We start from the raw sequence: 24,296 nt of genomic DNA on the forward strand, positions 1-24,296 counted from the left end.
GCAGGCCACTTTCCTGAATTGGCTCTGGTGCCCGGTGCGTCCGGATACCTACCGTGGTTAGGGACTCCGCAGGAGCATTCGAAGTCGACTTTCCAGAGAAAGAACAGCATGGCCGCCACCGTGAACGAATATCCCTTTTCGCAGGTCGACGTTTTTGCCCCCGGGCCCAAGCCCGGCAACCCGGTCGCCGTCGTCCATAACGCCGACGGCCTGTCCGCCGAACAGATGCAGAGCTTCGCGAACTGGACCAACCTCTCCGAAACCACGTTCCTGCTGAAGCCGACACAACCGGAAGCGGATTACCGGCTGCGGATCTTCACGCCGGCGTCCGAGCTTCCCTTCGCCGGCCACCCCACGCTCGGCTCCGCGCATGCATGGCTGGAGATCGGCGGCCAGCCGCAGCGCCCGGGCGAACTCGTACAGGAATGCGAGGTGGGGCTCGTCAAAATCAGTCAGACCGCCGGCGAACAGTTCTTCGAGGCCCCGCCGCTCCGCCGTTCCGGTCCCGTGGAACCCGAGGTGCTGGAGCGGGCCATCGCCAGCCTGGGCATCACGCCCGAGCAGGTCCTGGACAGCAACTGGGTGGACAACGGACCGGGCTGGCTCGGCATCCGGCTGGCCTCTGCCCGGCAGGTGCTCGACCTGACGCCGGACTTCGTGGCCATGGGACGGCTGAACGTGGGCGTCATCGGCGCCTACGGGGACGGCGGCCCGGCGGACTTCGAGGTGCGCGGCTTCGTTCCCGGCCTGGACATCCCCGAGGACCCGGTCACCGGAAGCCTGAACGCCGGCCTCGCGCAATGGCTCATCGGCTCAGGCGTGGCCGAGGGCAACTACACCGTCAGCCAAGGCACTGCCCTGGGCCGCGGCGGCCGGCTGACCATCACCACCGAAGGCGACAGCATCTGGGTGGGCGGCGCCAGCCGCACAGTCATCCGGGGCAGCGTCTTCCTGTGATTCCAGCTGCCCCTCAACTGCCCGCCGCTAATTCCACGAACGTGCCAAGGACGGGCCGGTGCCCCATTGCGCCTGCCCGTCCCAGTCCAAGGTCTGTCTGGGTGATCCGTGTGGGGTGATCTTTGTGCCTGGTGTTTTGTGGGGGCCGCGGCGCTTCTGCACGGCCCCTGCGCAATACTGTCCCCCGCAAGGCTCAAGAATGGCGCAACTTTCCGGCAGGATCCCTACAAGATCCGGCGGGGCTCGCCGTCGTCCGTCTTGGGGTGTGGGCACTGCCGGAGTACACGGACATGGTAAGGATCGACGCCGGCGGGCCGCCGGCCGATGTGCTCGCCGGGCTGACCAGCGCCGCCGATTCACTACAACTACTCAAGGTTTAGTCAAGAATTCCCGAAACGGCCAAATGCGCGTTCCCTGGAGTCCATCCGGCTGTACATTAGTCCCAGCTCTCCTCTTTCCCCCCAAATCGGAGCGCTGGAAGCCTCTGCGCTGGAGTCCTTTGATTCGCGCAGAGGCTTCCCCTTTTCCCCTCATCACCTCGCTCCGGGCGTCACCTGCTCTGGCCACGCCCCGCCGTCGACGATATAGTAAGCATGCTGATGACTTCGGAATCCCGGACCATCATCTGTTCACTTCGACGAAGGAGACACTATGAGCACGAGGGTTGAGAAGCGCATTCTGGTGAACGTGCCGGTCAGCACGGCATACAACCAGTGGACCCAGTTCGAAGACTTTCCGCACTTCATGGGCGGCGTCAAGAAAGTGACCCAGCTCAGCGACGACCGCCTCGAATGGGTGGCCGAGATCGCGGGCGTGAAGCGCAAGTGGGAGGCGCGGATCCTCGAACAGAAGCCGGACCAAAAGGTTGCCTGGGCCGCCACCGAGGGCGCCACCAACGCCGGCTCGGTGGAGTTCGAAGACGTGGGCGGCGGACAGACCTCCATCAAGCTGTTCATCGACTACGAACCCGAAGGGCTCGTGGAGAAGATCGGCGACAAGCTCCATGTCGTGGAGCACCAGGCCGAGGCCGACCTCAAAAAGTTCAAGGCGTTCATCGAGGACGAAGGCTACGCCAGCGGCGCCTGGCGGGGCTCGGTGAATGAAGGCGGCTCGGTGGGCACGCCGGGCGTTGAGCATGCGGCCGGGTCGCTCGGCGACAGCGGCAAGGCAGGCGTCTCCGGCAAGATGGCGGCGGCGGCCGGAGTTGCCGCGGCAGCAGGCGCGGCAGCGGCAGTTGCCGCGAGCGGCAAGGACAAGGACGCCGACACTGTGTATGTCGTCGACGAAACCGTCACCCCGGTGGTTCCTGAATACACCGAAACCACTGTCGTTACCGATACCACGGACGTCCCGGGCTTCGCCGGCGGAACCGCGGCGGACACCGTACCCGGCGAAGCTGTTGGCGGTGGAACCGCGGCTGGCACCGGCTCGGCGCTGACGGACGAGACCGTCGCCCATCCCTTTGACCAGACCAACGGCCTGATTGACGACGAAGGCGACTCGGACGAGACCATAGCAAGCGACACGCGAAGCGCCGCAGACCGGGCCGAAAGCGCGGACCGCGCCCCGGGCACCATCCCGCCCCTGGGCGGCACCTCCGGCCAGCACTAACGCGAGCCGGCGCTGACACGGCCCAGCGCCGAGAATGCTGGTGCCGCCGTCGGACGTAATTGGCCGGACAGCTGATTGGCTAGACGGTTAACTGGCGAGACGGCGGCACGCTGGCGGCACGCTGGCGGCACGCTGGCGGCACGCTGGCGGCACCGGAATGGTGCCGCCGTGATTGCTGTTTTGCGGAGTTCCGGGCGGTGCCGTCAGAGTGCTGTGCACTACAGTGCAGGGTCCGGTGTTCCTGCTGATTTGTTGCGGGTTTCCGTGAGGTGCAGCTGCAGTTTTGCTTCTGCTTCCCGGCGCCGTTTGGCCTGCTCGCGCATTTTCCGTGTTGCCTCGGAGCCTTCGGGGTGGATCATTCCGGCCGTTCGATTACGGGGAGCGCCACCGCCGGAGGGTGCCGCCGCCATAAGTTCTTCGCTCATGCCCCATGGTCACATGGCCGTGATCTTGCGGGAAGAGCCGTGACCGGATCGGAACCTGGTGGCATGCGCTGTTGGCACTCGTAAGGGCCGGCGGCGTTTGGGAAGGCGCCCCGGGCTCGTAAGGATCGCTCTCCGGGGCTCTTGCCGTCGGCCCCACCTCTATTTTACGGGCCCGGGGCCCCGTCAGACAGTGGTTTTTTGCGCTTCTTGCCATCGGAACGCCGAACAGCCACCCGCACCGGTTGCTGCTCACCCCGCCCGGCGGCACTTTCATTTCGGATATATCCGACATATCCTGCAGGCGTGCTTCCCGACATCTTCGGCGCCCTGGCCAACCCGGCACGGCGCACCATTCTCGACGAGCTCCGGAACGGGCCGCGGACAGCGGGTGACCTCACCGGACTGCTCGAGCAGAGCCGCTCCGCAGCGTCGGAACACCTCGCCGTGCTCCGCGAGGCCGGACTCGTCAGGGAAGAGCGGCGCGGGCGGCACCGGGTGTACCACCTTCAGGCCGCCGGCCTGGCCGAGGTGGGCGGCTGGCTAAAGCATTACGAGCACTACTGGAACCAGCGCCTCGACGCGCTGGGCAACTTACTGGACGAGGAGAACCCTTCATGACCGACAATAAGATCCGCCTCACGCGCCACTTCCCCCACCCGCCGGAGGCAGTGTGGAAGGCGCTCACGACTCCGGAGCTGCTCGCCCGCTGGTGGGCACCCGGTGACGTCGCCCCCACCGTTGGGCACCGCTTCACACTGGACATGGGTGCCTGGGGTCAGCAGCAGTGCGAAATCCTCAACGCCGATCCCGGCACCTCGATCAAGTTCCTCTTCGCCGAAGGCACCCTGGACACCACCATCACATGGACGCTTGAGACCGTCGAGGACGGAACTATCCTGCACCTCGAGCACGCTGGCTTCCGCCTCGACACCCCAATGGGCGAGGAGGCCTTCCTGGGCATGGGCAACGGCTGGCCCGGGGTGCTTTCCCGTATCGACGGCGTCCTGGTCGACGCGGCGCGGCCGTAAGGCTTCAGCGCGAAAGCGGACTGCAAATATCAGGAAGGGCCGGCACCTCGGGTGCCGGCCCTTCCCGCATTTCCACGCGCGGATTTCTGCTACCTGTCGAGCGGATGGTCGCCCTCGGCCCAGTCGACGGCGCCCAGCCCGCGGTCCTCCACGGTCAGCAAACTCAACTCAAGCAGGTCTTCAGCCAGGCTCGCGTCGGGCCCAACCCTGTCGTCATCGGTCATGCGGAATCCTGCGGCCACGGCTTCTCCTCGCTCGATGGTCTAACGGCGTCGTCCTTTCACCCTAACCGCCCCCCCTCTTGACTCCTCTGCCATCCGTTCCCTACACTTTTCATAAAGCAGAATCTAAATTCCACAAAGCGGAAACCGCAGAAGAGCCGGCCAAGCAGGAAGATAGATCAAAAGCCCCTCCCCGGAAGGACCTACGATGACGTACACAGTGAACTGCTCCATCCTCCTGACGGAGCTGCCCCTGCTCGAGCGCCCCGCAGCTGCGAAGGCGGCGGGCTTTGACGCCGTCGAGTTCTGGTGGCCCTTCGAGAGCTCAGTCCCTTCCGACGCCGAGACCACGGCTTTCGAGCGCGCCATCACCGACGCCGGCGTCCAGCTCTCCGGCCTGAACTTCAACGCCGGCAACATGCCGGGCGGTGACCGCGGCCTGGTGTCCTGGAAGGGACGCTGCTCCGAGTTCAAGGACAACATCGACGTCGTTGCCGGCATCGGCGAGCGCCTCGGCTGCAAGGCCTTCAACGCCCTCTACGGCAATCGCCAGGAGGACTTCAGCCCGGAGGAGCAGGACGAACTGGCCGCCGGGAACCTGGCCGCCGCTGCCGAAGGCGTGGCCCGGATCGGCGGCACCGTCCTCCTCGAGCCGGTCAGCGGAGCCCCGCGCTACCCGCTCCTCAAGGCCCGGGATGCGCTCGACGTGATCGCCCGGGTCAAGGCGGAATCCGGCGCCCAGAACATCAAGCTGCTCGCGGACTTCTACCACCTGGCCGTCAACGGGGACGACGTCGCCGCGGTCATCGAGAATCACGCCAAGGCCTTCGGCCACATCCAGATTGCCGACAACCCCGGCCGCGGGGCTCCCGGAACCGGAGAGCTTCCCCTCGGCGAGTGGATCGCCCGCAGCCGCGAACTCGGCTACGACGGCTACATCGGCCTCGAATACAAGGAACCGCAGGAAACCGCCTTCAGCTGGGCGATCCGCGAACACGCCGCCGGCTAATCCCCTCCCGCTCCCACGCCTGGAACCACGGCACCACCAAAAAGACTTCAGAAAGAGAACCATCATGAGCAACGTTGCAGTCATCGGACTCGGAATCATGGGCCTGCCCATGGCCATCAACCTCGTCAAGGCCGGCCACACCGTCACCGGCTTCAACCGCAGCCAGGACAAGATCGACAAGCTCGTCTCCGAAGGCGGTAAGGGCGCCTCCAGCATCGCCGACGCGGTCAAGGACGCCGACGTCGTCATCACCATGGTTCCCGACTCCCCCGACGTCGAGGGCGTTGTCACCGGCCCGGACGGTGTCTTCGCCAACGCGAAGAAGGGAACCCTCTGGATCGACGCATCCAGCATCCGCCCCGACGTCGCCAAGCGCCTCTCGGACGAAGCAACAGCAGCAGGCATCCGCCCGCTCGACGCACCGGTCTCCGGCGGCGAACAGGGCGCCATTGACGCCGTCCTGTCCATCATGGTCGGCGGCGACAAGGCCGACTTCGCGGCAGGCCAGGACGTCCTGAACGCCGTCGGCAAGACCATCGTCCACGTCGGCCCCTCCGGCTCCGGCCAGACCGTCAAGGCTGCGAACCAGCTAATCGTCGCCGTCAACATCGAGGTCCTCGGCGAGGCCATCGCCTTCCTCGAGGCCTACGGCGTGGACACCGACGCCGCCCTCAAGGTCCTCGGCGGCGGCCTGGCCGGCTCCAAGGTCCTCGACCAGAAGGGCCAGAAGATGCTCGACCGCAACTTCGACCCCGGCTTCCGCCTCGCCCTGCACCACAAGGACCTGGGCATCGTCACCTCCGCCGCCCGCGAAGCCAACGTCTCCATCCCGCTCGGCGCCGTCGTCGCCCAGCTCGTCGCCGCCACCGTCAACCAGGGCGACGGCGGCCTGGACCACTCCGGACTCTTCAAGCAGGTCCTCCAGCTCAGCGGCCGGGAGTAAGCCAGGCCGGGAGTAACAGCCCACCTCACCCGGAGTTTTTGTCCAGATAATCGGCCCTAAAGGGACCTTTAGCGGCCATTATCTGGACAAAAACTGGCCCACCAAACTCACCGCCCGCCGTCGGGAAGTACGACGGCGGCACCCCAATAGAGTGCCCGGCGATAGTCGCGGGGTCACTTCAGCACACCCAAAAACAGACTTTTTAGGAGCACACCATGACCAAGATGCGCACCGTAGACGCTGCCATCGCCATCCTGGAAAAGGAGGGCGCCACCGAGGCGTTCGGCCTGCCGGGTGCGGCGATCAACCCGTTCTACTCCGCCATGAAAGCCCACGGCGGCATCCGCCACACCCTGGCCCGGCACGTTGAAGGCGCCAGCCACATGGCCGATGGCTACAGCCGGGCCAAGGACGGCAACATCGGCATCTGCATCGGCACCTCCGGCCCGGCCGGCACCGACATGATCACCGGCCTGTACGCCGCGTGGGCCGACTCCATCCCCATGCTCTGCATCACCGGCCAGGCCCCCGTGGCCAAGCTGCACAAGGAAGACTTCCAGGCCGTGGACATCGAGTCCATCGCCAAGCCCGTCACCAAAATGGCCATGACCGTCCTGGAGCCCGGTCAGGTCCCCGGCGCCTTCCAGAAGGCCTTCCAGCTGATGCGCTCCGGCCGCCCCGGCCCGGTGCTGCTGGACCTGCCGATCGACGTGCAGATGACCGAGATCGAATTCGACATCGACACCTACGAGCCGCTGCCCGTCGAAAAGCCCAAGGCTTCCCGCAAGCAGCTCGAAAAGGCCCTGGACATGCTGACGGCAGGCGAGCGCCCGCTGATCGTGGCCGGCGGCGGCATCATCAACGCCGGCGCCTCCGCCCAGCTGGTGGAACTGGCCGAGTTGCTGAACGTTCCCGTCATCCCCACGCTGATGGGCTGGGGCGCCATCCCGGACGACCACGAACTGATGGCCGGCATGGTGGGCCTGCAGACGTCCCACCGCTACGGCAACGAGTCCTTCCTGCGCAGCGACTTCGTGATCGGCATCGGCAACCGCTGGGCCAACCGCCACACCGGCGGCCTGGACACCTACACTGCGGGCCGCAAGTTCGTGCACATCGACATCGAGCCCACCCAGATCGGCCGCGTGTTCTCCCCGGACTTCGGCATCGCCTCCGACGCCGGCGCCGCCCTGGACGGACTGCTGGAAATCGCCCGCGAACGCCAAGCCGCCGGAACCCTCCCGGACTACAAGGGCTGGGTAGCCGAGTGCGCGGGGCGCAAGGCCACCCTGCACCGCAAGACCCACTTCGACAACGTGCCAATGAAGCCGCAGCGCGTGTACGAGGAGATGAACAAGGCCTTCGGCAAGGACACCACCTACGTGTCCACCATCGGCCTGTCCCAGATCGCCGGCGCCCAGATGCTGCACGTGTTCGGCGCCCGCAAGTGGATCAATGCCGGCCAGGCAGGCCCGCTGGGCTGGACCGCACCGGCCGCCCTCGGCGTCGTGCGCGGCAAACCGGGCGAGAACGTGGTGGCGCTCTCCGGCGACTACGACTTCCAGTTCATGATCGAGGAACTGGCCGTGGGTGCGCAGTTCAACCTGCCGTACATCCACGTGGTGGTGAACAACTCCTACCTGGGCCTGATCCGCCAGTCCCAGCGCGGGTTCAGCATGGATTACCACGTGTCCCTGGGCTTCGATAACATCAACTCCCCCGAGACCGAGGGCTACGGCGTGGACCACATCAAGGTGGCCGAGGGCCTGGGCTGCAAGGCCATCCGCGTGACCAGCCCGGAGGACATGCCCGCCGCGTTCGACAAGGCCAAGGCACTGATGGGCGAGTTCCAGGTTCCCGTGGTGGTTGAAGTGATCCTGGAAAAGGTCACCAACATCTCCATGGGCCTGGAGATCAACGCCGTGAACGAGTTCGAGGAACTGGCCGCCACCGCAGCCGACGCCCCCACCGCCATCCTGGCCCTGCAGGACTAACAGCCTGCAGGACTAAAAACCAGCCGCACCGAAAAAGTACCGAAGATAGGCAAGCAATGCGCATCGTGATCGCGCCGGACAAGTTCAAGGGTTCACTCTCCGCCCCGGACGTGGCCCGGCACCTGGAATCAGGGCTCCGGAAGGGCTCCGCCACAGCGGCCGGCCCAGGCAGCCTGGAGGGACAGGGCACCCTTGAGGTACTGCGGATTCCCGTGGCCGACGGCGGCGAGGGCACCCTCGACGCCGCCGTCGGCTCCGGCTTCACCCGCCGCCGCGCCGTGGTCAGCGGCCCCACCGGGCAGCCGCTAACGGCGGAGTTCGCGGTCCGCGGCCGGGAGGCCGTGATCGAAATGGCTGCCGCGTCCGGCCTCGCCGTCCTGCCGCCCTCCGCGGTGTCCAAGGACGACGGCGCGCGGCCGGGTTCGGACTCTGCCCGGACTGCCAGCAGCCTGGGCACCGGCGAGCTGATCCGCGCGGCGCTCGACGCCGGCTGCCGCCAGTTCATCCTGGGCGTCGGCGGCAGCGCCAACACCGACGGCGGCGCGGGTGTGCTGCAGGGGCTCGGCGCGCGGCTGCTCGACGCCGCCGGCAACGAACTGCCCCTGGGCGGCGCCGCCCTCGCAGACCTGGCGGCCATCGACTTCTCCGGCTTCGACACCCGGCTGGAGGAGTCCCGTTTCATCCTCGCGAGCGACGTGGACAACCCGCTGCTCGGCCCGGAAGGCGCGGCAGCCATCTTCGGGCCGCAGAAGGGCGCCACCCCCGCCGACGTCGGCGAACTGGACGCCGCCCTCGCCAACTTCGTCCAGGTGCTCGCCGCGGAGATCGGGCCGCGGGCGGTCAAGGCCGCCAACGCGCCGGGTGCCGGAGCGGCCGGCGGCGTCGGATACGCCGCCATCGCGGCACTGGCGGCATCACGCCGCCCGGGCATCGACGTCGTGCTTGAATTCACCCGCCTGGCGGAACGGCTGGCCGGCGCGGACCTGGTGATCACGGGCGAAGGCAGCCTCGACGAACAAAGCCTGCTGGGCAAGACCCCCATGGGTGTTGCCCGCGCTGCCGCAGGGGCCGGAGTGCCGGTGGTCGCCGTGTGCGGCCGTACCACGCTTTCGCCTGAACAGCAGCAGAATTCCGGTTTCCGGCAGGTCTACCCTCTGACGGCATTGGAAAGCAATGTAGAGATATGTATAGCTGAAGCAGGCCGACTGCTTGAAGAATTGGGTCAGCACATCGGCGTGCACCTGACCGACAGTGCTTACACGAAGGAGCCCCTGAATGTCTGAAGAACGCTTTGACCTGGTCATCCGGGGCCGGCGCATCCTCACCACCGCCGGGATCGCGGCCCGTGAAGTGGGCGTGCGCGGCGGCAAGATCGTCGCCCTCGAACCGCTCGGCAACGGCCTCGCCGGGGCCGAGGTCATCGAACTCGCCGACGACGAAACCCTGATCCCCGGCCTGGTGGACACCCACGTCCACGTCAACGAGCCCGGCCGCACCGAGTGGGAGGGTTTCGCCTCCGCCACCCGCGCCGCGGCAGCCGGCGGCGTCACCACCATCATCGACATGCCGCTGAACTCCATACCACCCACCACCAATGTGGAGGGCCTCAAGCTCAAACGCGAGGTGGCCGAGGACCAGGCGTTCGTTGACGTCGGGTTCTGGGGCGGTGCCATCCCCGGCAACAAGGCCGACCTGCGCCCGCTGCACGACGAGGGCGTTTTCGGCTTCAAGTGCTTCCTGCTGCACTCCGGCGTGGACGAGTTCCCGCACCTGGAGGCGGACGAGATGGAAGAGGACATGCGCGAGCTGAAGTCCTTCGACTCACTCATGATCGTCCACGCCGAGGACTCGCACGCGATCGACCACGCACCCCACCCCGGCGGCGCACACTACTCCACGTTCCTCGCCTCCCGCCCCCGCGGCGCCGAGAACAAGGCCATCGCCGAGGTGATCGAGCGTGCCCGCTGGACCGGTGCCCGCGCCCACATCCTGCACCTCTCGTCGTCTGACGCGCTGCCCATGATCGCTTCGGCAAAGCGCGACGGCGTGCACCTCACCGTGGAGACCTGCCCGCACTACCTCACGCTGATGGCCGAGGAAATCCCCGACGGCGCCACCGCGTACAAGTGCTGCCCGCCCATCCGCGAGGCCTCCAACCGCGAGCTCCTCTGGCAGGGCCTGCAGGACGGCACCATCGACTGCATCGTCTCCGACCATTCGCCCTCGACGCTGGACCTGAAGGACCTGGAAAACGGTGACTTCGCCGTGGCCTGGGGCGGGGTCTCCTCGCTGCAGTTGGGCCTGTCCCTGATCTGGACCGAGGCCCGGCACCGCGGCATCCCGCTGGAGCAGGTGGTGTCGTGGATGGCTGAGAAGCCGGCTGCCCTGGCCCGCCTTTCCAACAAGGGCCAGCTGGCTCTGGGCTACGACGCCGACTTCTCTGTCTTCGCCCAGGACGAGGCCTTCGTGGTGGACGTGTCCAAGCTCAAGCACAAGAACCCCATCACCCCGTACGACGGCAAGGCACTCTCCGGCGTGGTCCGCCGCACGTACCTGCGCGGCAACGTGGTGAACGGCCAGACCCCCGGCGGCAAGCTGATCCGCCGCGGCGGCATCTGAGGACCGCGCGGTGGCTGTGCATGCCCATTCACCGCGCGGCTCTTCCGCCCCCTGGGGCGCCAAGGCCCACGGCCTGGCCGTGTGGGTAGCTCCCCCCGAAGGCCAGGACATCGATCCGGACATCCTGGCCCGGGCCGCCGAGCTTGTGCTGGCGCGGGCCCTTCAATTTGCTCCGGAGGCGGAAGTCCACTGGCCCGCCGCCGGAGCTGCAACTTCCGCCGCCGGGACGCACCCGGGCACACCCCCAGGGGAGGGGGAACACCAAGGTGCGCCCGACGGCGGAACTCCCGTGCCACCGTCGTCCTCCCTGGAGGATTCCCCGCAACCGGACTCCTCGGAACTGCAGTCCCCGGAAACGGACGACGGCGGCGCAACCCACCTCCCGCCGTCGGCCGGGCGCGTCAGCCAGGTGGCCGTGGACCTTGCCCAATCCGAAGTCCTGCTGGACGGCGAGCGGGTGCCCCTGACCGGCGTCGAATTCAAGCTGCTTCGCTACCTCGTGGAGCACTGTTCGCGGACCGTTGACCGGGAGGAGCTGCGGCTGTTCCTGGAGTCGTTCGACAGCCCCGGCGCCGCGACGCGCTCCATCGACGTCTACGTGGGCCGGGTGCGGCGGAAGCTGCGCGGCGGCCGGCACGCGATTGCCACGGTCCGCGGCGGCGGCTACCGCTTCATCTGCGGACCCGCAGCCACCGTGCGAGGTCCGGCGGAATACAGTATCTAAGGCTGCTGTTATCCATATCAGTCCGATCAGTCATTGTGCTTGACCAGATTTTTCGCTCGACCCAGATCCAGAAGGAATGCCATGAGCCCCAAACTGACCACCAAGCTCCAGCCCGGAACCCAGGCGCCGGACTTCACCCTGCGGGACGCAGAAGGCAAGCAGACCACGCTGGCCGACTACCGCGGCAAGAACGTCATCGTATACTTCTACCCCGAGGCAGCAACCCCCGGCTGCACCACCGAGGCCTGCGACTTCCGCGACAACCTGGCCTCCTTCCAGGGCTCGGGCTACGCGGTGCTGGGCATCTCCCCCGACGCACCGGAGAAGCTGGCCAACTTCACGGGCGACTTCGCGCTCACCTTCCCGCTGCTGGCCGACGAGGACCACGCCGTGGCCCTGGCCTACGGCGCCTGGGGCGAGAAGCTCATCGACGGCGAAGTGCATGAGGGCATCGTCCGCTCCACCGTGGTCCTGGACCCCGAAGGCAAGGTCACGCTGGCCCACTACCAGGTCAAGGCGCAGGGCCACGTCCAGGCGCTCCGCGAAGAGCTCGGCGTCTAAGCACGCTCCCTCACCACAAACGCTCTGTCACCTTTCGCAGCGTTACCACCAACGCTCTCTCACCTTTCGCAGCTTAAAGCGAAACGCTCCTGCATGAACTGCAGGAGCGTTTCGGTTTAAGCGGCAGGACCTGATAGAGCGTCCGGGTTTAAGCGGCAGGAAGTGAGAGAGCGTCCCTACTTGAGGACCACGGTCCGGTTGCCGTTCAGGATGATGCGGCCTTCGCAGTGCCAGCGGACGGCGTTGCTGAGCGCCTTGCACTCGGTGTCCCGGCCGGCGGCGACCAGGTCCTCCGGGCCGAAGGTGTGGTCCACCTCGACCACCTGCTGCGCGATGATCGGGCCCTCGTCGAGTTCCGCATTGACGTAGTGCGCGGTGGCACCAACGGTCTTCACGCCGCGGGCGTAGGCCTGGTGGTACGGCTTGGCACCCTTGAACGACGGCAGGAACGAGTGGTGGATGTTGATCGCCTTGCCGTCCAGCTTCCGGGCCAGGTCGTCGCTGAGGACCTGCATGTAGCGGGCCAGCACCACCAGCTCAACATCGAGCTCGTCCACGATTTCCAGCAGCCGCGCCTCCGCCTGCGGCTTGGTGGCCGCGGTGACGGGGACGTGGAAGAACGGGATGCCGTGCCACTCCACGAGGCCCTGGTGGTCCGTGTGGTTGGACACCACGCCCACAACCTCGATGGGCAGCTCCCCCACCCGGGACCTGAAGAGCAAGTCATTGAGGCAGTGGCCGAACTTAGAGACCATGATCAGGACCTTGCGGCGGGACCCGTTCCGTTCCAGCCGCCACTTCATGTTGTACTTCTCCGCAACCGGAGTGAACCCGGTGCGCAGCTGCTCCAGCGTGGACTCGTTGCCGTCCGACGCAAAGTGCACCCGCATGAAGAAGTGGCCTTCGGACCGGTCGCCGAACTGCTTGTTGTCGATGATGTCGCAGCCATACTCCAGCAGGAAGCCGGAGACGGCGTGCACGATGCCCGGGCCTTCGGGGCAGTCCAGGGTCAGCACGTGCTCGACGCCGTTGGCTGCCTGCCCCGCGGCACGCTCCTCAGTCTGAATAGCAGTCATGGTTCAGCACTCAATTACATTCACAGCGAGGCCTCCTCGAGAGGTTTCCTTGTACTTGGTTTTCATGTCGGCGCCGGTCTCGCGCATGGTCTTGATGGCCTTATCCAGCGACACCTTGTGGCTGCCGTCCCCGTGCAGGGCCAGGCGCGCGGCGTTGATCGCCTTGACGCTGGCGATCGCGTTCCGTTCGATACACGGGATCTGCACCAGGCCGCCCACGGGGTCGCAGGTCAGGCCCAGGTTGTGTTCGATCCCCACCTCGGCGGCGTTCTCCACCTGTTCGGGCGTGCCGCCCAGCACCTCGCAGAGCCCGGCGGCGGCCATGGAGCAGGCCGAGCCCACCTCACCCTGGCAGCCCACCTCCGCGCCGGAGATGGAGGCATTGATTTTGAACAGAATCCCGACGGCGGCCGCCGCCAGCAGGAAGCGCACCACACCGTCGTCGTCCGCTCCGGGAACAAACTTCATGTAGTAGTGCAGGACCGCCGGCACGATGCCGGCCGCCCCGTTGGTGGGGGCGGTGACGATGCGGCCGCCGGCCGCATTCTCCTCGTTGACGGCCAGTGCGAAGAGATTTACCCATTCCATGGCGCGCAGCGGGTCGGTGCTGCCGGAGTCCTTCGAGAGGGTCTGGAAGAGCGACGGCGCCCGCCGCCGCACGTTCAGCCCGCCGGGCAGGATGCCTTCGGCGGCGCAGCCGTTGTCCACGCATTCGCGCATGACGGCCCACAGCTTCAGCAGTTCCTCGCGGAGTTCCGCCTCGCTGCGCCACACCAGCTCGTTGGCGAGCATCACGTCCGAGATCGACATGTTTTCGCGGCTGCAGATCTCCAGGAGCTCGTTGGCCGTGGTGAAGGGGTACGGCAGCGGGGTTTCGTCCGCCACCACCTTGGCGCCGGCGTCGGCATCGCCGTCAACGACGAAGCCGCCGCCGATGGAGTAGAAGCTCCGTTCGCTGAGCACCGTGCCGGCGTGGTCCAGGGCGCGGAAGGTCATGCCGTTGGGGTGGGCAGGCAGCGACTTGCGCCGGTGCAGCACCACGTCCTCGTCCCAGTTGAAGTCCACCCGGTGGTCCCCGCCGATGCGGAGTTCCGCGTCCAGGGCGGCGGCCGCCACCTGGTCATCGGCGGTGGCCGTGTCCACGGTCTCCGGAACCAGGCCCTGCAGGCCCAACACCACGGCCTTGTCGGAGCCGTGGCCGCGCCCGGTGGCACCCAGGGACCCGAACAGCTCTGCCTGGACCCGCGTGGTGGAGCTCAGCAGTCCGCCGCCCTTGAGCCCGTCGGCGAACTGCTTTGCCGCCCGCATCGGGCCGACCGTGTGTGACGACGACGGCCCGATGCCAACGGAAAACAGGTCCAGGGCGCTCAGCGCCATCAGGGCACCTCAGGGGAAGCGAACTCCCTCATGGCGTCCAGGAGCCAACGGCCCAGGTAGTCCGCGAACGAGGCGCGGGGGAACAGCCGGAAGCTTTCCTCCCCGGTCTTGAACAGGACCACAGGGATGTTGCCCACCTCGGTGTTCAGGGCAGTGCCCGGGTTGAGGGTGCGCGGGTGCAGGTCCAGGGCACAGCCCTTCTCCAGCACTGCGCGGGCCCGCGGTCCGGACAGCTCGAACGTGGTGCGGTTGGCGGACAGGTCCACCACCTGCCCGGCGGCGTCGCCCAGGGCGGACTTGAGGGAGCCGATCAGGTCCCCGCCGAGGGAGTCGTGGGCGTCTTCCGGCGCCACGATGAGGAACTCCTGGGGGCCGAGCCACAGGACGCTGAGCCGGTCCGTGCCGCGGACATCGCCACAGCGCTCCGGCAGGCCGCCGGTGACGGAGCCGATCCGGGCGCCGGCCTCGGAGCTGGGGTCCACCCGGACGCCGGCCATGGTCTGGAACGGGCCCTCTTTGAGGGTGACTGTTCCCTGCACGGACCCGGAGTTGAATGCTTCGGCCAGGTGTAGGGCTGGGCTGCGGCGGATTTCCCGGAGTCCATTGATGCCTGTGAAGGCTGCGGTGTTAGCCATCTTTGCGGGTCCCTTCGGGGTCAAACAGTACGGTTTCTGCCACGACTACGTCGACGAGCTGGTTGCCGGCGGCGGCCACCAGGGTCTCGCCGATCCGGTTGCGGCCGTTCTTGATCAGGGCCAGGCCGAACGACCGGCCCAGGGCGGCACTGTGGTAGCTGGAGGTCACGAAGCCCTGCATCGGGACCGGGCCGTAGGCGGGGTTCGCCGGGATGCCCTTCTCCACCAGCTGGGTTCCTTCCGGCAGCCTCAGCGAGCCGTCCACTGGCAGGACGCTGACCAGGTGCTTGCGGTCATCGCGCTGTTGGTCCATGCGGGAGTAGGAGCGCTTGCCGATGAAGTCCTTGGCCTTGGAGACGATCCACTCCATGCCCGCGTCCTGCGGGGTGACGGTGCCGTCGGTGTCCTGCCCGACGATCGGGTAGCCCTTCTCGGCGCGGAGCACGTGCATGGTTTCGGTGCCGTAGGGGGTGATGTTGAACTCGGCACCGGCTGCGGCAACGGACTCCCAGGTGTTCAGCCCGTACCAGGACGGCACGTTGATTTCGTAGGCCAGTTCACCGGAGAACGAGATCCGGCAGATGCGGGCCTTCACGCCGGACGCAAGGGTGGTTTCGCGGAAGGTCATGAACGGGAAGGCCTCGGCGTCCAGGCCGCCGTTGGCAGCCAGTTCCGGGGCAACCTTGGCGATGACGTCGCGGGACTTGGGTCCGACGACGGCGATCGTGCTCCACTGTTCGGTCACCGAGGTGCAGTGCACATCGAGTTCCGGCCATTCGGTCTGCAGCCATTCCTCCAGCCAGTCCAGCACCTTGGCGGCGCCGCCGGTGGTGGTGGTCATGAAGTAGGTTTCCTCGTCCAGGCGCAGGGTCACGCCGTCATCGAAGATCATCCCGTCCGGGAGGCACATGACGCCGTAGCGGGCGGAACCCGGAGCCAGCTTCTTGAACGCGTTGGTGTAGATCCGGTTCAGGAACTCACCGGCGTCCTTGCCACGGATCTCGATCTTGCCGAGGGTGGTGGCGTCCATGAAGCCCACGGAATCGCGGACGGCGGCGCACTCGCGGAGCACCGCTTCGTCCATGTCCTCGCCGTTCTGCGGGTAATACCAGGGCCGCTTCCACTGCCCGACGTCCTCGAACAGTGCACCCTGGGCAACGTGCCACGGGTGGATCGAGGTGACACGGGCGGGGTCGAACAGCTCGCCGCGCTGGCGTCCGGCCAGTGCCGCGAAGGCCACGGGGGTGAACGGTGCACGGTAGGTGGTGGTGCCGATGTCGCCGATGCCCCGGGACGCCTCGCCGGCTTGGCGGAGCGCCGCGGCGATGACGCCGATGGCGTTTACGCCGGACGTCTTGCCCTGGTCGTTGGCGGTGCTGATGGAGGTGTAGCGCTTGATGTGCTCCACGGACCGCATGCCGGCGCCGGTGGAGCGCAGGACGTCGGCCACGGACTGGTCACGCTGGAAGTCGACGAAGTGGTGGTGCCAGTCGTCGGGGGTTCCGGTCTGGCCGGGAACCAGCCACAGCTGCCGGGTCGGGGCGGATGCCTTCGGCTCCCCGAGGGCGGAGGGCTCGACGGCGGACTCGAAGCCGGCGGCGATGGCCGCCGAAGCTCCGGCCGAGATGCCTTCGGCCAGGCAGTCAGCGAGTTCGAAGCTGCCGCGGCCCGAGCCGATGGTCTGCTGGTTCGGGACGATGGTGGCCGGCACGAAGGCCGCGAGGTCCTCGTCCCAGCGCAGCTTGCCCTGGCGCTGCGAGTGCAGGTGCACCAGCGGGCTCCAGCCGCCGGAGACTGCCAGCAGGTCGGCGGCGATCTCTTCGATGCCCGAGGTGAGTTCGCCGTCGTCGTTAATGCTGCGGACGGTGACGCCGTTCAGCCGGCCGTCTTCGGTGTCCTCCGAGGAAGAGGTGTTGGCGACCGCGCTGCCGATGAGCACCCGGGTGCCGGCTTCCACGGCGGCGGAAGCCACCGGCGTGAGGCTGGAGCGGGCGTCCACAACGGCCGCGACCTTGATGCCGGCGGCGCGCAGGTCCGAAGCCAGGGCGTAGGCGGAGTCGTTCGTGGTGCTGATGACCACGCGGGACCCGGCGGCCACGGCGTAGCGGTTCAGGTAGCTGCGGGCCGCCGAGGCGAGCATGACGCCCGGGCGGTCGTTGTTCTCGAACACCAGGGGACGCTCGTGGGCGCCCGGGGCTAGGACAACCTGGTTGGCACGGATGTGCCAAATACGCTGGCGGGAGACGCCGGCGGCGGCCGGGCTGGAGAGGTGGTCGGTGCGGTTCTGCACGGCGATGACGTAGTTGGCGTCATAGGCACCGAACGCGGTGGTGCGGTTCAGCACGGTGCTTTCGGCGCCGGAGACCAGCTCAGCCTCGACGTCGGCAACCCATTCCAAGGCGGGCTTGCCCTCGATGGTTTCAGCCAGGCCGGGCGCGGTGGATCCGGACAGCAGCGATCCGCCGAGTTCAGGCTGGTCGTCCATCAGGATGACGCGGGCGCCGCTGCGGACAGCTTCGCGGGCCGCAGCCAGGCCGGCGGGGCCGCCACCGATCACCAGGACGTCGGTGTGGACGTACTTCTTGTCGTACTCGGCGCGGTCATCGGCCGGATCCAGCTTGCCCAGGCCGTTCAGGAAGCCGGCCTGCAGGCCATCCACCAGGGAAACGGTGGTGGCAGGGAGCATGGACTCGGCCACGTCGCCGGGGAACCGGGCCTCGATGCGGACCAGGGCGTTGGGCTCTTCCACGCCGGCGGCCAGGATGCCGCGGGCACGGTCCTCGTACAGCGAGTTGCCGGCGGCGATGCGGCCGTTGGCCAGCAGCGCGGAGGCCAGGGTGTCGCCCGGGTGTCCGGTGAATTCCTCGCCGTCCACGGTGAAGCGCCAGGAGATGCTGCGGTCGATGCGGCCGCCGGTGCTGAGGCGCGCGTTCTGGGAGGTCACTTGGTCGCTCCTTCCGGGGCGGTGCTGGGGCTGAGGGGGGTGGTGCTGGCGGCGCCGGTGCTGGCGGTGCCGGTATCAGCTGCGCGTGGGGCGGGCGCGGCAGGCCGCGGCACCCCCATCTGGTAGACGGCCTGGATGTCGTACGTGACCGTGTCGCGAAGCATGTTGAACCACTGCCGGCAGCCGGTGCTGTGCACCCATCGTTCGGCGAAGGTGCCCTTGGTGTTCTCGCGGTAGAACAGGTACTCGGCCCATTCCCGGTCGGTGAGGTCGTTGGGGTTCTCGGGGTAGGGCACGTGGGCCTGGCCGCCGTAGTGGAACTCGGTTTCGTCCCGCGGGCCGCAGTTGGGGCAGGAGATAAGCAGCATGTGCGTCTTCTTTCTTGTGGACCGTGGCTAGTGGGCGACGGCGGCAGCGCCGTGTTCGTCGATCAGGGCACCGGTTTCGAAGCGTTCCAGGGCAAATGGCCTGTTGAGCTTGTGCGGTGCGCCGGTGGCGATGGTGTGCGCGAAGGTCAGGCCGGCGGCCGGCGTGCCCTTGAAGCCGCCGGTTCCCCAGCCGCAGTTGACGAACATGTTGTCCACCGGGGTGGTGCCCACGATCGGCGAGGCGTCCAGCGTGGTGTCCACGATGCCGCCCCAGGTCCGGAGCACGTGTGCCCGGGCAAAGATCGGGAACAGCTCGACGGCGGCAGCCATCTGGTGCTCGATGACGTGGAAGGAACCGCGCTGGCCGTAGCCGTTGTACGAGTCGACGCCGGCGCCCATGACCAGTTCGCCCTTGTGTGCCTGGGAGACGTACACGTGGACGTGGTTGGACATGACGACGGTGGGGTGGACCGGCTCGTGGAGCTCGGAGACGAGTGCCTGCAGCGGGTGGGACTGGATGGGGAGGCGGAAACCTGCCATTTCCGCCAGGACCGAGCTGTGGCCGGCGGCGCAGAGGCCCACCTTTTCGGTGTTGATGGTGCCGCGGTTGGTCTTGACGCCCACCACGCGGTTGCCGTCCTTCACGAAGCCGGTGACTTCGCAGTTCTGGATGATGTCCACGCCCAGCTCGTCGCACTTGCGGGCGAAGGCCCAGGCGACGTGGTCGTGCTTGGCGATGCCGGCGCGCGGCTGGTAGGTGGCGCCCATGACCGGGTAGCGGATGTCGTCGCGGATGTTCAGGATGGGGCAGAGTTCCTTGACCTGCTGCGGGTCCAGCCACTCGGCGTCCACGCCGTTGAGCTTGTTGGCGCCCACACGGCGGATGCTCTCGCGCACGTCGCCCAGGGTGTGGGCCAGGTTCATCACGCCGCGCTGGCTGAAGAGGAAGTCGTACTCCAGCTCCTCGGGCAGGATCTCCCACAGCTTCAGGGCGTGCTCGTAGATGGCGGCGCTCTCGTCCCAAAGGTAGTTGGAACGGATGATGGTGGTGTTCCGCGCCATGTTGCCGCCAGCCAGCCAGCCCTTTTCCAGGACGGCGATGTTGGTCATGCCGTGGTTCTTGGCCAGGAAGTACGCGGTGGCCAGGCCGTGCCCGCCACCGCCGACGATCACGGCGTCATAGGAGGACTTGGGCTCCGGGTTGTGCCACAGGAAATCCGGGTGCTCCGGGAGCTGGTGGGTGCTCACTGGGCCGCTCCAATCATGTCATCTTCAAACGCGGCGATCTCGGTTGCGCCGCTGAGCTGGGGGTACAGGGGGAACTGCTCGGCGAGAGCAGTGACGCGGGCGCGGAGTTCGACGGCGGTGCCGTCGTCGAGCGTTCCGGTGCCGTCTGTGCCGGCATTGACAGAGGCAATCAGCGCCGTGGCGATGATGTCAGCAACCTCGGTGAACTCGGCGGCGCCGAAGCCGCGGGTGGCCAGGGCGGGGGTGCCGATCCGGAGGCCGGAGGAGACCATCGGCGGGCGGGGGTCGAACGGGACGGCGTTGCGGTTGACGGTGATGCCGATGCGGTGCAGCGTGTCCTCTGCCTGCTGGCCGTCCAGTTCGGAGTTCCGCAGGTCAACGAGCACCAGGTGGACGTCCGTGCCGCCGTTGACCACCGTGATGCCGGCGGCTTCAACGTCGGGCTGCAGGAAGCGCTCGGCCAGCAGCTTGGCGCCCTCCAGGACGCGCTCCTGGCGTTCCTTGAAGCCCTCGGTTGCTGCCAGCTTGAAGGCCACGGCCTTGGCGGCGATGACGTGCTCCAGCGGGCCGCCCTGCTGGCCGGGGAAGACGGCGCTGTTGATCTTCTTGGCGTACTGCTCCTTGGCGAGGATGACGCCGCCTCGGGGGCCGCCGAGGGTCTTGTGCGTGGTGGTGGTGACGACGTCGGCGTACGGCACCGGGTTGGGGTGGAGGCCGGCGGCGACGAGGCCGGCGAAGTGGGCCATGTCCACCATCAGGTAGGCACCGACGAGGTCGGCGATCCGGCGGAACTCGGCGAAGTCGAGCTGGCGGGAGTAGGCGGACCAGCCGGCCACGATCAGCTTCGGTTTGTGCTCCAGTGCCAGTGCCTCGACCTCGGCCATGTCCACGCGGAAGTCAGCTTCGCGGACGTGGTACGGGACCACGTTGTAGAGCTTGCCGGAGAAGTTGATGCGCATGCCGTGGGTGAGGTGGCCGCCGTGGGCCAGGTCCAGGCCCATGATGGTGTCGCCCGGGTTCAGCAGGGCGAACATGGCGGCCGCGTTGGCCTGGGCGCCGGAGTGCGGCTGGACGTTGGCGAACTCGGCGCCGAACAGTGCCTTCACGCGGTCGATGGCCAGCTGCTCAACGACGTCCACGTGCTCGCAGCCGCCGTAGTAGCGCTTGCCGGGGTAGCCCTCGGCGTACTTGTTGGTGAGGACCGAACCCTGCGCCTCCATGACGGCCGCAGGAGCGAAGTTCTCCGAGGCGATCATTTCCAGCGTCGACTGCTGGCGGTCCAGCTCGCGGGCGACTGCTTGCTGGATCTCGGGATCGACTGCGGAAAGTCGGTCGTTCAACTGCTCAACCACGAATGCTCCTTATGAAATACCACTTTGCTTATGACTGATATATCAGTGTGAGGTCAATGGTATGATTGAGCTCACAACAGAGTCAATAGCAGGAAGCAAAATGGCACTTAGCTTCCGCTTGGAGCCCATGAACGGAGTCTCGCTGTGAATGCTCTTCCCGCCATGCCCCCCGCCGAGGACGAAGTGCTGTCCCAGGCCGAGGCTGCGTACCGGCAGCTGCGCGACAAACTGATCATGCTGGACATCCGGCCGGGCGAACCCATCAATGACGGCCAGCTGGCGACTGAACTCGGTTTCGGGCGCACGCCCGTGCGTGAGGCCATCAAGCGGCTGGAGGTGGATCATCTGGTGGTGTCGTACCCGCGCCGGGGGACATTCGCCACCACCGTCGACTTCACGGAACTGGCCGACGTCTCGGAGATCCGGGAGCTGCTTGAACCGCTCGCGGCGCGCCGGGCCGCCAAGCGGGCCAACACCGCCATGCGCGGGGAACTGCTGGATGTCGCCAAGGCCATCTCGGAGCTGGCCCCCACCCCCGCCCAGTCGCGCGAGCTCATGCGCTACGACCTGACGGTGCACCGCCTGATCTACCGCGCCGCGGCGAACCCGCACCTCGAGGACACCCTGGTCCGTTACGACAACCTCGCCACGCGCATCTGGTGCCTGGTCCTGGACAAGGTCCCGTCGGTGAGCGGCCACATCAGCGAGCACGTGGACCTGCTCCGGGCGGTGGCCGAGGGGGACGCGGACAAGGCAGGGGAGCTCGCGCTGCACCACGTCACGAGCTTCGAGGAGACCATCCGCAAGGTGCTATAGGGAGCACCTTGGGATCGCCGCATGCCTTGTTGCCGGCCAGCCGGACCGATATTCTGCCAGAAACGTCCGCCGCCAATGAGGGTGACCGCAGGGCCAGGTACCTGCCGCTTCCAGGCCTGACCAGCGTTTCGAAAGAGGCACGCCGTGTCCGTTGACCCCACCCCCCAAGCCGCGTCCCGGCGTCGTTTGCTTTTCATCCTCCTTGCCGCCATGGTGGTGGTCCTGGCCGGCGTGGCCATCGCCGTGTCCGCGCTGGCTCCGCGGGCAGAACAGCAGGCTGCCACCGCTCCCCCTTCACCTGCGGCCACGGCCCCCGACGCTCAGAGCTCCGCGTCCCCGGCTTCCGCCTCCCCCACAGAGCAAGCCGCGAAGCCGGCGGCCGCGGAGCTCCTGGACGAGGCCAGCACGGTGTGCGAAATGCGCGTGACTGAGAAGTACCCCACCGCCGAGGTCCAGCCCGGCACCAAATCCACTGCCAAGGCGAAGAGGGGCACCTTCGAAACCACCGGCTCCTACACTGACCCTTCCGCCGGTAAGGCCTCTCCCACGGAGTTCCAGTGCTCCTCGGTCAATGCCAGCGGCTCCTGGACTGTGAACCTGGAGCGGGGCTAGAACCTGGAGCGGGCTATAGGTTCAGCGGCTGCCGAAGGCTCGGCGCTGTCCTGGCATTCAGCAGGAAGTTGGTAATGCCAAGCATTTCCTCGGTGGCCCGCAGCAGCGAATAGTGGTTGTAGGCCCCTGTCACGACCGTTGCCGGAACCACGGAGGGTGCCACCACGATGTTCGGAATGGGGGTGTCCTCGTCGAACAGAACCACGACGGCGGTTCGTCCCGCCTGGTAGCTTTGGCTCGCCAGGATCACTGGCAGCCATCTCGAGAGCCAGGAGTCGCCCGTGGTGATGCTGCAGTCATGCATGTCATTGCAGACGTTCGGGGTGATCAGCGAGAAGCCGGGAAGCGTATTGTTCGCCAGGTCTCTGAACAGGTTCCCGGACGTGGTGGTCCCAAGCGACACGTTGTTCGTTGCGCACGCCGCCCTGTCGCCCGTCCCCTGGTAGTACACGCCGGGATTGTGCCGAACCGCGTACGGGCTCGAATCGGTCAACCTGCAGTTCGACGGCATGTCTTCCTGGTAGCTCCTCTCGGTCAGCCCACGTGCCCGGACCTGGCGGAAGAGATTATCCGCGGTGATGGCCGGAAGGCTGCCCGGACTGCTGTCCGATGTCACGCCCTGGTTGCTTCCGGAGGTCAGGGCGATATAGTTCGGCAGCGAAGGAAACGCGGACCCGGCGTCGGTCCAGCTGGTAAGGCTGGCGCACTTCTGGGACATCTGGGTCATGTACGGTGCGCTGGGGCTGCCGATGACCTGGGAGTACTTCTTGTTCTCGAAAATGATCCAGATGACGTGGTCATAAGTGGACGGCGGTGCGGCTGCTGTTCCGCAAGGTGAGCCCGGCGGCGGCGGGGGCGGCGGCGTGGAGCCGGTGGTGAGGACCAGTTGCGGCCGGCGGGCGGCGTCGCTGAATTCCTTTGAGTCGTAGATTGCGCCGTCCGAGGACGTGCTGCTGATGCGCAGGGAGTACGTTCCGTCGCCTTTGATCAGGCTGAAGACATCCACTTCCACCCAGGTCCCGGTGCTGACGGCTCCCAGTGATGCGATGTTCGTGCTGCTGGCGGCAGGGGCATTCGACCAGGTCACCGAACCTTCAGCCCAGCTGTTGTCGGGCACGTTCCGGAACTGGCCGCCAACCGGCGACGGGTCTGCCACGAAGAGCCGCAGCTTGGCGGCCGTGACGGTACCTCCGGTACCCGTGACAACGAATTTCAGGAACGACATCTCCACGGGGCTGTTGTCGGCCTTCAGGCCCGTCGCGTTGCCGTAATTGGTGCCTGGGGTCGCACTTTTCACGACCGCATCGGCCGTCGGCCCAAGGGTAATTGTCGCGGCCCGGGCAGGAACGGCAGTTAAAGAAAAAGTGGCCGTGAGCAGCAATGCTGCAACCACGGCAGCGGGCCGAAGATGCGCGTTCTTCGAACAATGACGGTCATCCTGCACATTGCCCCGCTGGAGCGCGGAGCGTAATTGCGGTTTCATGAGAAAATTCCCATCTTGCCGGGCATTGTCCCGGTGCGCGGCCTTACAGTGCCGCGCATGCACCCTCCGCCTGCGGCAGGGTGGGAACGGATAAACAATGCCCTGTCGGTAAAATATTGTTTTAATGCACCCCGGGCCTTGCCCGCGGGAGCTCGGCTGGCGATGGCTTCCACGTCCCTGACTGACTGGACGGAGCGGTGCCTATTGCCGGTGGCCTCATTATATGAAGCCCGATAAATGGAGGGCTGTACGCACTTATGCGTATGGCTTTTATGAGTATCTTTCTTGCGGAC

Annotated in this window: 23 protein-coding genes; 13 read left to right on the forward strand and 10 right to left on the reverse strand. The window is 66.9% G+C overall.

All coding sequences use genetic code 11. The features are described from left to right. Positions 1-108: 108 nt before the first annotated feature. Both AC1DFE_RS13370 and AC1DFE_RS13375 read left to right on the forward strand, forming a co-directional pair. Positions 109-957, forward strand: coding sequence for a PhzF family phenazine biosynthesis protein (locus tag AC1DFE_RS13370; RefSeq protein WP_476906360.1), 849 nt, complete (start codon positions 109-111; stop codon positions 955-957). 651 nt (positions 958-1,608) lie between these two features. Beyond that, the gene (locus AC1DFE_RS13375) at positions 1,609-2,568 is read left to right on the forward strand and encodes an SRPBCC family protein (protein ID WP_476906361.1); all 960 of its coding nucleotides are present in this window, start codon (positions 1,609-1,611) and stop codon (positions 2,566-2,568) included. Positions 2,569-2,786: 218 nt separating this feature from the next. On the opposite strand, the gene AC1DFE_RS13380 is transcribed toward AC1DFE_RS13375, so the two are convergent. Continuing rightward, positions 2,787-2,993, reverse strand: coding sequence for a hypothetical protein (locus AC1DFE_RS13380; protein WP_476906362.1), 207 nt, complete (start codon positions 2,991-2,993; stop codon positions 2,787-2,789). A gap of 303 nt (positions 2,994-3,296) precedes the next feature. Here AC1DFE_RS13380 and AC1DFE_RS13385 point away from each other — a divergent pair, with 303 nt between their 5' ends. After that, positions 3,297-3,611, forward strand: a complete 315-nt coding sequence (locus AC1DFE_RS13385; RefSeq protein ID WP_476906363.1) for an ArsR/SmtB family transcription factor — start codon at positions 3,297-3,299, stop codon at positions 3,609-3,611. Next, positions 3,608-4,021: an SRPBCC family protein gene (locus AC1DFE_RS13390; protein WP_476906364.1), complete on the forward strand. Its 414-nt coding sequence runs from the start codon at positions 3,608-3,610 to the stop codon at positions 4,019-4,021. The genes AC1DFE_RS13385 and AC1DFE_RS13390 overlap by 4 nt, the downstream gene beginning before the upstream one ends. Before the next feature lie 89 nt (positions 4,022-4,110). Here AC1DFE_RS13390 and AC1DFE_RS13395 read toward each other — a convergent pair whose 3' ends face one another. Further along, positions 4,111-4,245 (reverse strand): hypothetical protein, encoded by a 135-nt coding sequence (locus tag AC1DFE_RS13395; protein ID WP_476906365.1) that lies wholly within the window; start codon positions 4,243-4,245, stop codon positions 4,111-4,113. A gap of 205 nt (positions 4,246-4,450) precedes the next feature. Here AC1DFE_RS13395 and AC1DFE_RS13400 point away from each other — a divergent pair, with 205 nt between their 5' ends. The 7 genes from AC1DFE_RS13400 to bcp all read left to right on the forward strand — a co-directional run bounded on the left by AC1DFE_RS13400 (position 4,451) and on the right by bcp (position 12,092). Further along, positions 4,451-5,251 carry a hydroxypyruvate isomerase family protein gene (locus AC1DFE_RS13400; protein WP_476906366.1) on the forward strand — a complete coding sequence of 267 codons (801 nt, stop codon included), beginning with the start codon at positions 4,451-4,453 and terminating at the stop codon, positions 5,249-5,251. Between the two features lie 64 nt (positions 5,252-5,315). Then, positions 5,316-6,194: a 2-hydroxy-3-oxopropionate reductase gene (locus AC1DFE_RS13405; RefSeq protein ID WP_476906367.1), complete on the forward strand. Its 879-nt coding sequence runs from the start codon at positions 5,316-5,318 to the stop codon at positions 6,192-6,194. A gap of 215 nt (positions 6,195-6,409) precedes the next feature. After that, a complete protein-coding gene (gcl, locus tag AC1DFE_RS13410; RefSeq protein WP_476906368.1) occupies positions 6,410-8,188 on the forward strand; it encodes a glyoxylate carboligase in 1,779 nt (592 codons plus the stop codon). 56 nt (positions 8,189-8,244) lie between these two features. Next, positions 8,245-9,471, forward strand: a complete 1,227-nt coding sequence (locus AC1DFE_RS13415) for a glycerate kinase (RefSeq protein ID WP_476906369.1) — start codon at positions 8,245-8,247, stop codon at positions 9,469-9,471. Beyond that, positions 9,464-10,807, forward strand: coding sequence for an allantoinase AllB (allB, locus tag AC1DFE_RS13420; RefSeq protein WP_476906370.1), 1,344 nt, complete (start codon positions 9,464-9,466; stop codon positions 10,805-10,807). The genes AC1DFE_RS13415 and allB overlap by 8 nt, the downstream gene beginning before the upstream one ends. Positions 10,808-10,817: 10 nt before the next feature. Beyond that, a complete protein-coding gene (locus tag AC1DFE_RS13425) occupies positions 10,818-11,531 on the forward strand; it encodes a winged helix-turn-helix domain-containing protein (RefSeq protein ID WP_476906371.1) in 714 nt (237 codons plus the stop codon). Positions 11,532-11,612: 81 nt separating this feature from the next. Continuing rightward, positions 11,613-12,092 carry a thioredoxin-dependent thiol peroxidase gene (bcp, locus tag AC1DFE_RS13430; RefSeq protein ID WP_476906372.1) on the forward strand — a complete coding sequence of 160 codons (480 nt, stop codon included), beginning with the start codon at positions 11,613-11,615 and terminating at the stop codon, positions 12,090-12,092. Positions 12,093-12,268: 176 nt separating this feature from the next. On the opposite strand, the gene purU is transcribed toward bcp, so the two are convergent. Genes purU through AC1DFE_RS13465 form a run of 7 tightly spaced genes read right to left on the reverse strand, consistent with a single transcriptional unit; the run spans position 12,269 to position 21,092 of the window. Further along, on the reverse strand, positions 12,269-13,168 hold the full coding sequence (purU, locus tag AC1DFE_RS13435) for a formyltetrahydrofolate deformylase (protein WP_476906373.1): 900 nt from the start codon (positions 13,166-13,168) through the stop codon (positions 12,269-12,271). Between the two features lie 3 nt (positions 13,169-13,171). Continuing rightward, positions 13,172-14,545 (reverse strand): L-serine ammonia-lyase, encoded by a 1,374-nt coding sequence (locus AC1DFE_RS13440; RefSeq protein WP_476906374.1) that lies wholly within the window; start codon positions 14,543-14,545, stop codon positions 13,172-13,174. After that, entirely contained in the window at positions 14,545-15,180 is a 636-nt protein-coding gene (locus AC1DFE_RS13445) for a sarcosine oxidase subunit gamma (RefSeq protein WP_476906375.1), read from the reverse strand. Before AC1DFE_RS13445 ends, AC1DFE_RS13440 begins: the two co-directional genes overlap by 1 nt. Further along, entirely contained in the window at positions 15,173-18,124 is a 2,952-nt protein-coding gene (locus AC1DFE_RS13450; RefSeq protein ID WP_476906376.1) for a sarcosine oxidase subunit alpha family protein, read from the reverse strand. The genes AC1DFE_RS13445 and AC1DFE_RS13450 overlap by 8 nt, the downstream gene beginning before the upstream one ends. Further along, on the reverse strand, positions 18,121-18,492 hold the full coding sequence (locus AC1DFE_RS13455) for a sarcosine oxidase subunit delta (protein WP_476906377.1): 372 nt from the start codon (positions 18,490-18,492) through the stop codon (positions 18,121-18,123). The genes AC1DFE_RS13450 and AC1DFE_RS13455 overlap by 4 nt, the downstream gene beginning before the upstream one ends. A 27-nt stretch (positions 18,493-18,519) precedes the next feature. Further along, the gene (locus tag AC1DFE_RS13460; RefSeq protein ID WP_307105398.1) at positions 18,520-19,740 is read right to left on the reverse strand and encodes a sarcosine oxidase subunit beta family protein; all 1,221 of its coding nucleotides are present in this window, start codon (positions 19,738-19,740) and stop codon (positions 18,520-18,522) included. Then, positions 19,737-21,092, reverse strand: coding sequence for a serine hydroxymethyltransferase (locus tag AC1DFE_RS13465; protein WP_476906378.1), 1,356 nt, complete (start codon positions 21,090-21,092; stop codon positions 19,737-19,739). Before AC1DFE_RS13465 ends, AC1DFE_RS13460 begins: the two co-directional genes overlap by 4 nt. 144 nt (positions 21,093-21,236) lie before the next feature. On the opposite strand from AC1DFE_RS13465, the gene AC1DFE_RS13470 reads away from it, so the two are divergent. Together AC1DFE_RS13470 and AC1DFE_RS13475 are read left to right on the forward strand one after the other, a co-directional pair. Further along, positions 21,237-21,908, forward strand: a complete 672-nt coding sequence (locus AC1DFE_RS13470) for a GntR family transcriptional regulator (protein ID WP_476906379.1) — start codon at positions 21,237-21,239, stop codon at positions 21,906-21,908. Positions 21,909-22,052: 144 nt separating this feature from the next. Beyond that, a complete protein-coding gene (locus AC1DFE_RS13475; RefSeq protein WP_476906380.1) occupies positions 22,053-22,520 on the forward strand; it encodes a hypothetical protein in 468 nt (155 codons plus the stop codon). A 13-nt stretch (positions 22,521-22,533) separates the two neighbouring features. Here AC1DFE_RS13475 and AC1DFE_RS13480 read toward each other — a convergent pair whose 3' ends face one another. After that, positions 22,534-24,003 (reverse strand): CBM96 family carbohydrate-binding protein, encoded by a 1,470-nt coding sequence (locus AC1DFE_RS13480; RefSeq protein WP_476906381.1) that lies wholly within the window; start codon positions 24,001-24,003, stop codon positions 22,534-22,536. Between the last annotated feature and the right edge of the window lie 293 nt (positions 24,004-24,296).

The organism is Arthrobacter sp. 05T423 (genome assembly GCF_056396245.1).

Coding starts and splice junctions, on each gene's coding strand:
- AC1DFE_RS13370 (WP_476906360.1), top strand. CDS start 109: ATGGCCGCCACCGTGAACGAATATCCCTTTTCGCAGGTCGACGTTTTT.
- AC1DFE_RS13375 (WP_476906361.1), top strand. CDS start 1,609: ATGAGCACGAGGGTTGAGAAGCGCATTCTGGTGAACGTGCCGGTCAGC.
- AC1DFE_RS13380 (WP_476906362.1), bottom strand. CDS start 2,993: ATGAGCGAAGAACTTATGGCGGCGGCACCCTCCGGCGGTGGCGCTCCC.
- AC1DFE_RS13390 (WP_476906364.1), top strand. CDS start 3,608: ATGACCGACAATAAGATCCGCCTCACGCGCCACTTCCCCCACCCGCCG.
- AC1DFE_RS13395 (WP_476906365.1), bottom strand. CDS start 4,245: ATGACCGATGACGACAGGGTTGGGCCCGACGCGAGCCTGGCTGAAGAC.
- AC1DFE_RS13400 (WP_476906366.1), top strand. CDS start 4,451: ATGACGTACACAGTGAACTGCTCCATCCTCCTGACGGAGCTGCCCCTG.
- AC1DFE_RS13405 (WP_476906367.1), top strand. CDS start 5,316: ATGAGCAACGTTGCAGTCATCGGACTCGGAATCATGGGCCTGCCCATG.
- gcl (WP_476906368.1), top strand. CDS start 6,410: ATGACCAAGATGCGCACCGTAGACGCTGCCATCGCCATCCTGGAAAAG.
- AC1DFE_RS13415 (WP_476906369.1), top strand. CDS start 8,245: ATGCGCATCGTGATCGCGCCGGACAAGTTCAAGGGTTCACTCTCCGCC.
- allB (WP_476906370.1), top strand. CDS start 9,464: ATGTCTGAAGAACGCTTTGACCTGGTCATCCGGGGCCGGCGCATCCTC.
- bcp (WP_476906372.1), top strand. CDS start 11,613: ATGAGCCCCAAACTGACCACCAAGCTCCAGCCCGGAACCCAGGCGCCG.
- purU (WP_476906373.1), bottom strand. CDS start 13,168: ATGACTGCTATTCAGACTGAGGAGCGTGCCGCGGGGCAGGCAGCCAAC.
- AC1DFE_RS13440 (WP_476906374.1), bottom strand. CDS start 14,545: ATGGCGCTGAGCGCCCTGGACCTGTTTTCCGTTGGCATCGGGCCGTCG.
- AC1DFE_RS13445 (WP_476906375.1), bottom strand. CDS start 15,180: ATGGCTAACACCGCAGCCTTCACAGGCATCAATGGACTCCGGGAAATC.
- AC1DFE_RS13455 (WP_476906377.1), bottom strand. CDS start 18,492: ATGCTGCTTATCTCCTGCCCCAACTGCGGCCCGCGGGACGAAACCGAG.
- AC1DFE_RS13480 (WP_476906381.1), bottom strand. CDS start 24,003: ATGAAACCGCAATTACGCTCCGCGCTCCAGCGGGGCAATGTGCAGGAT.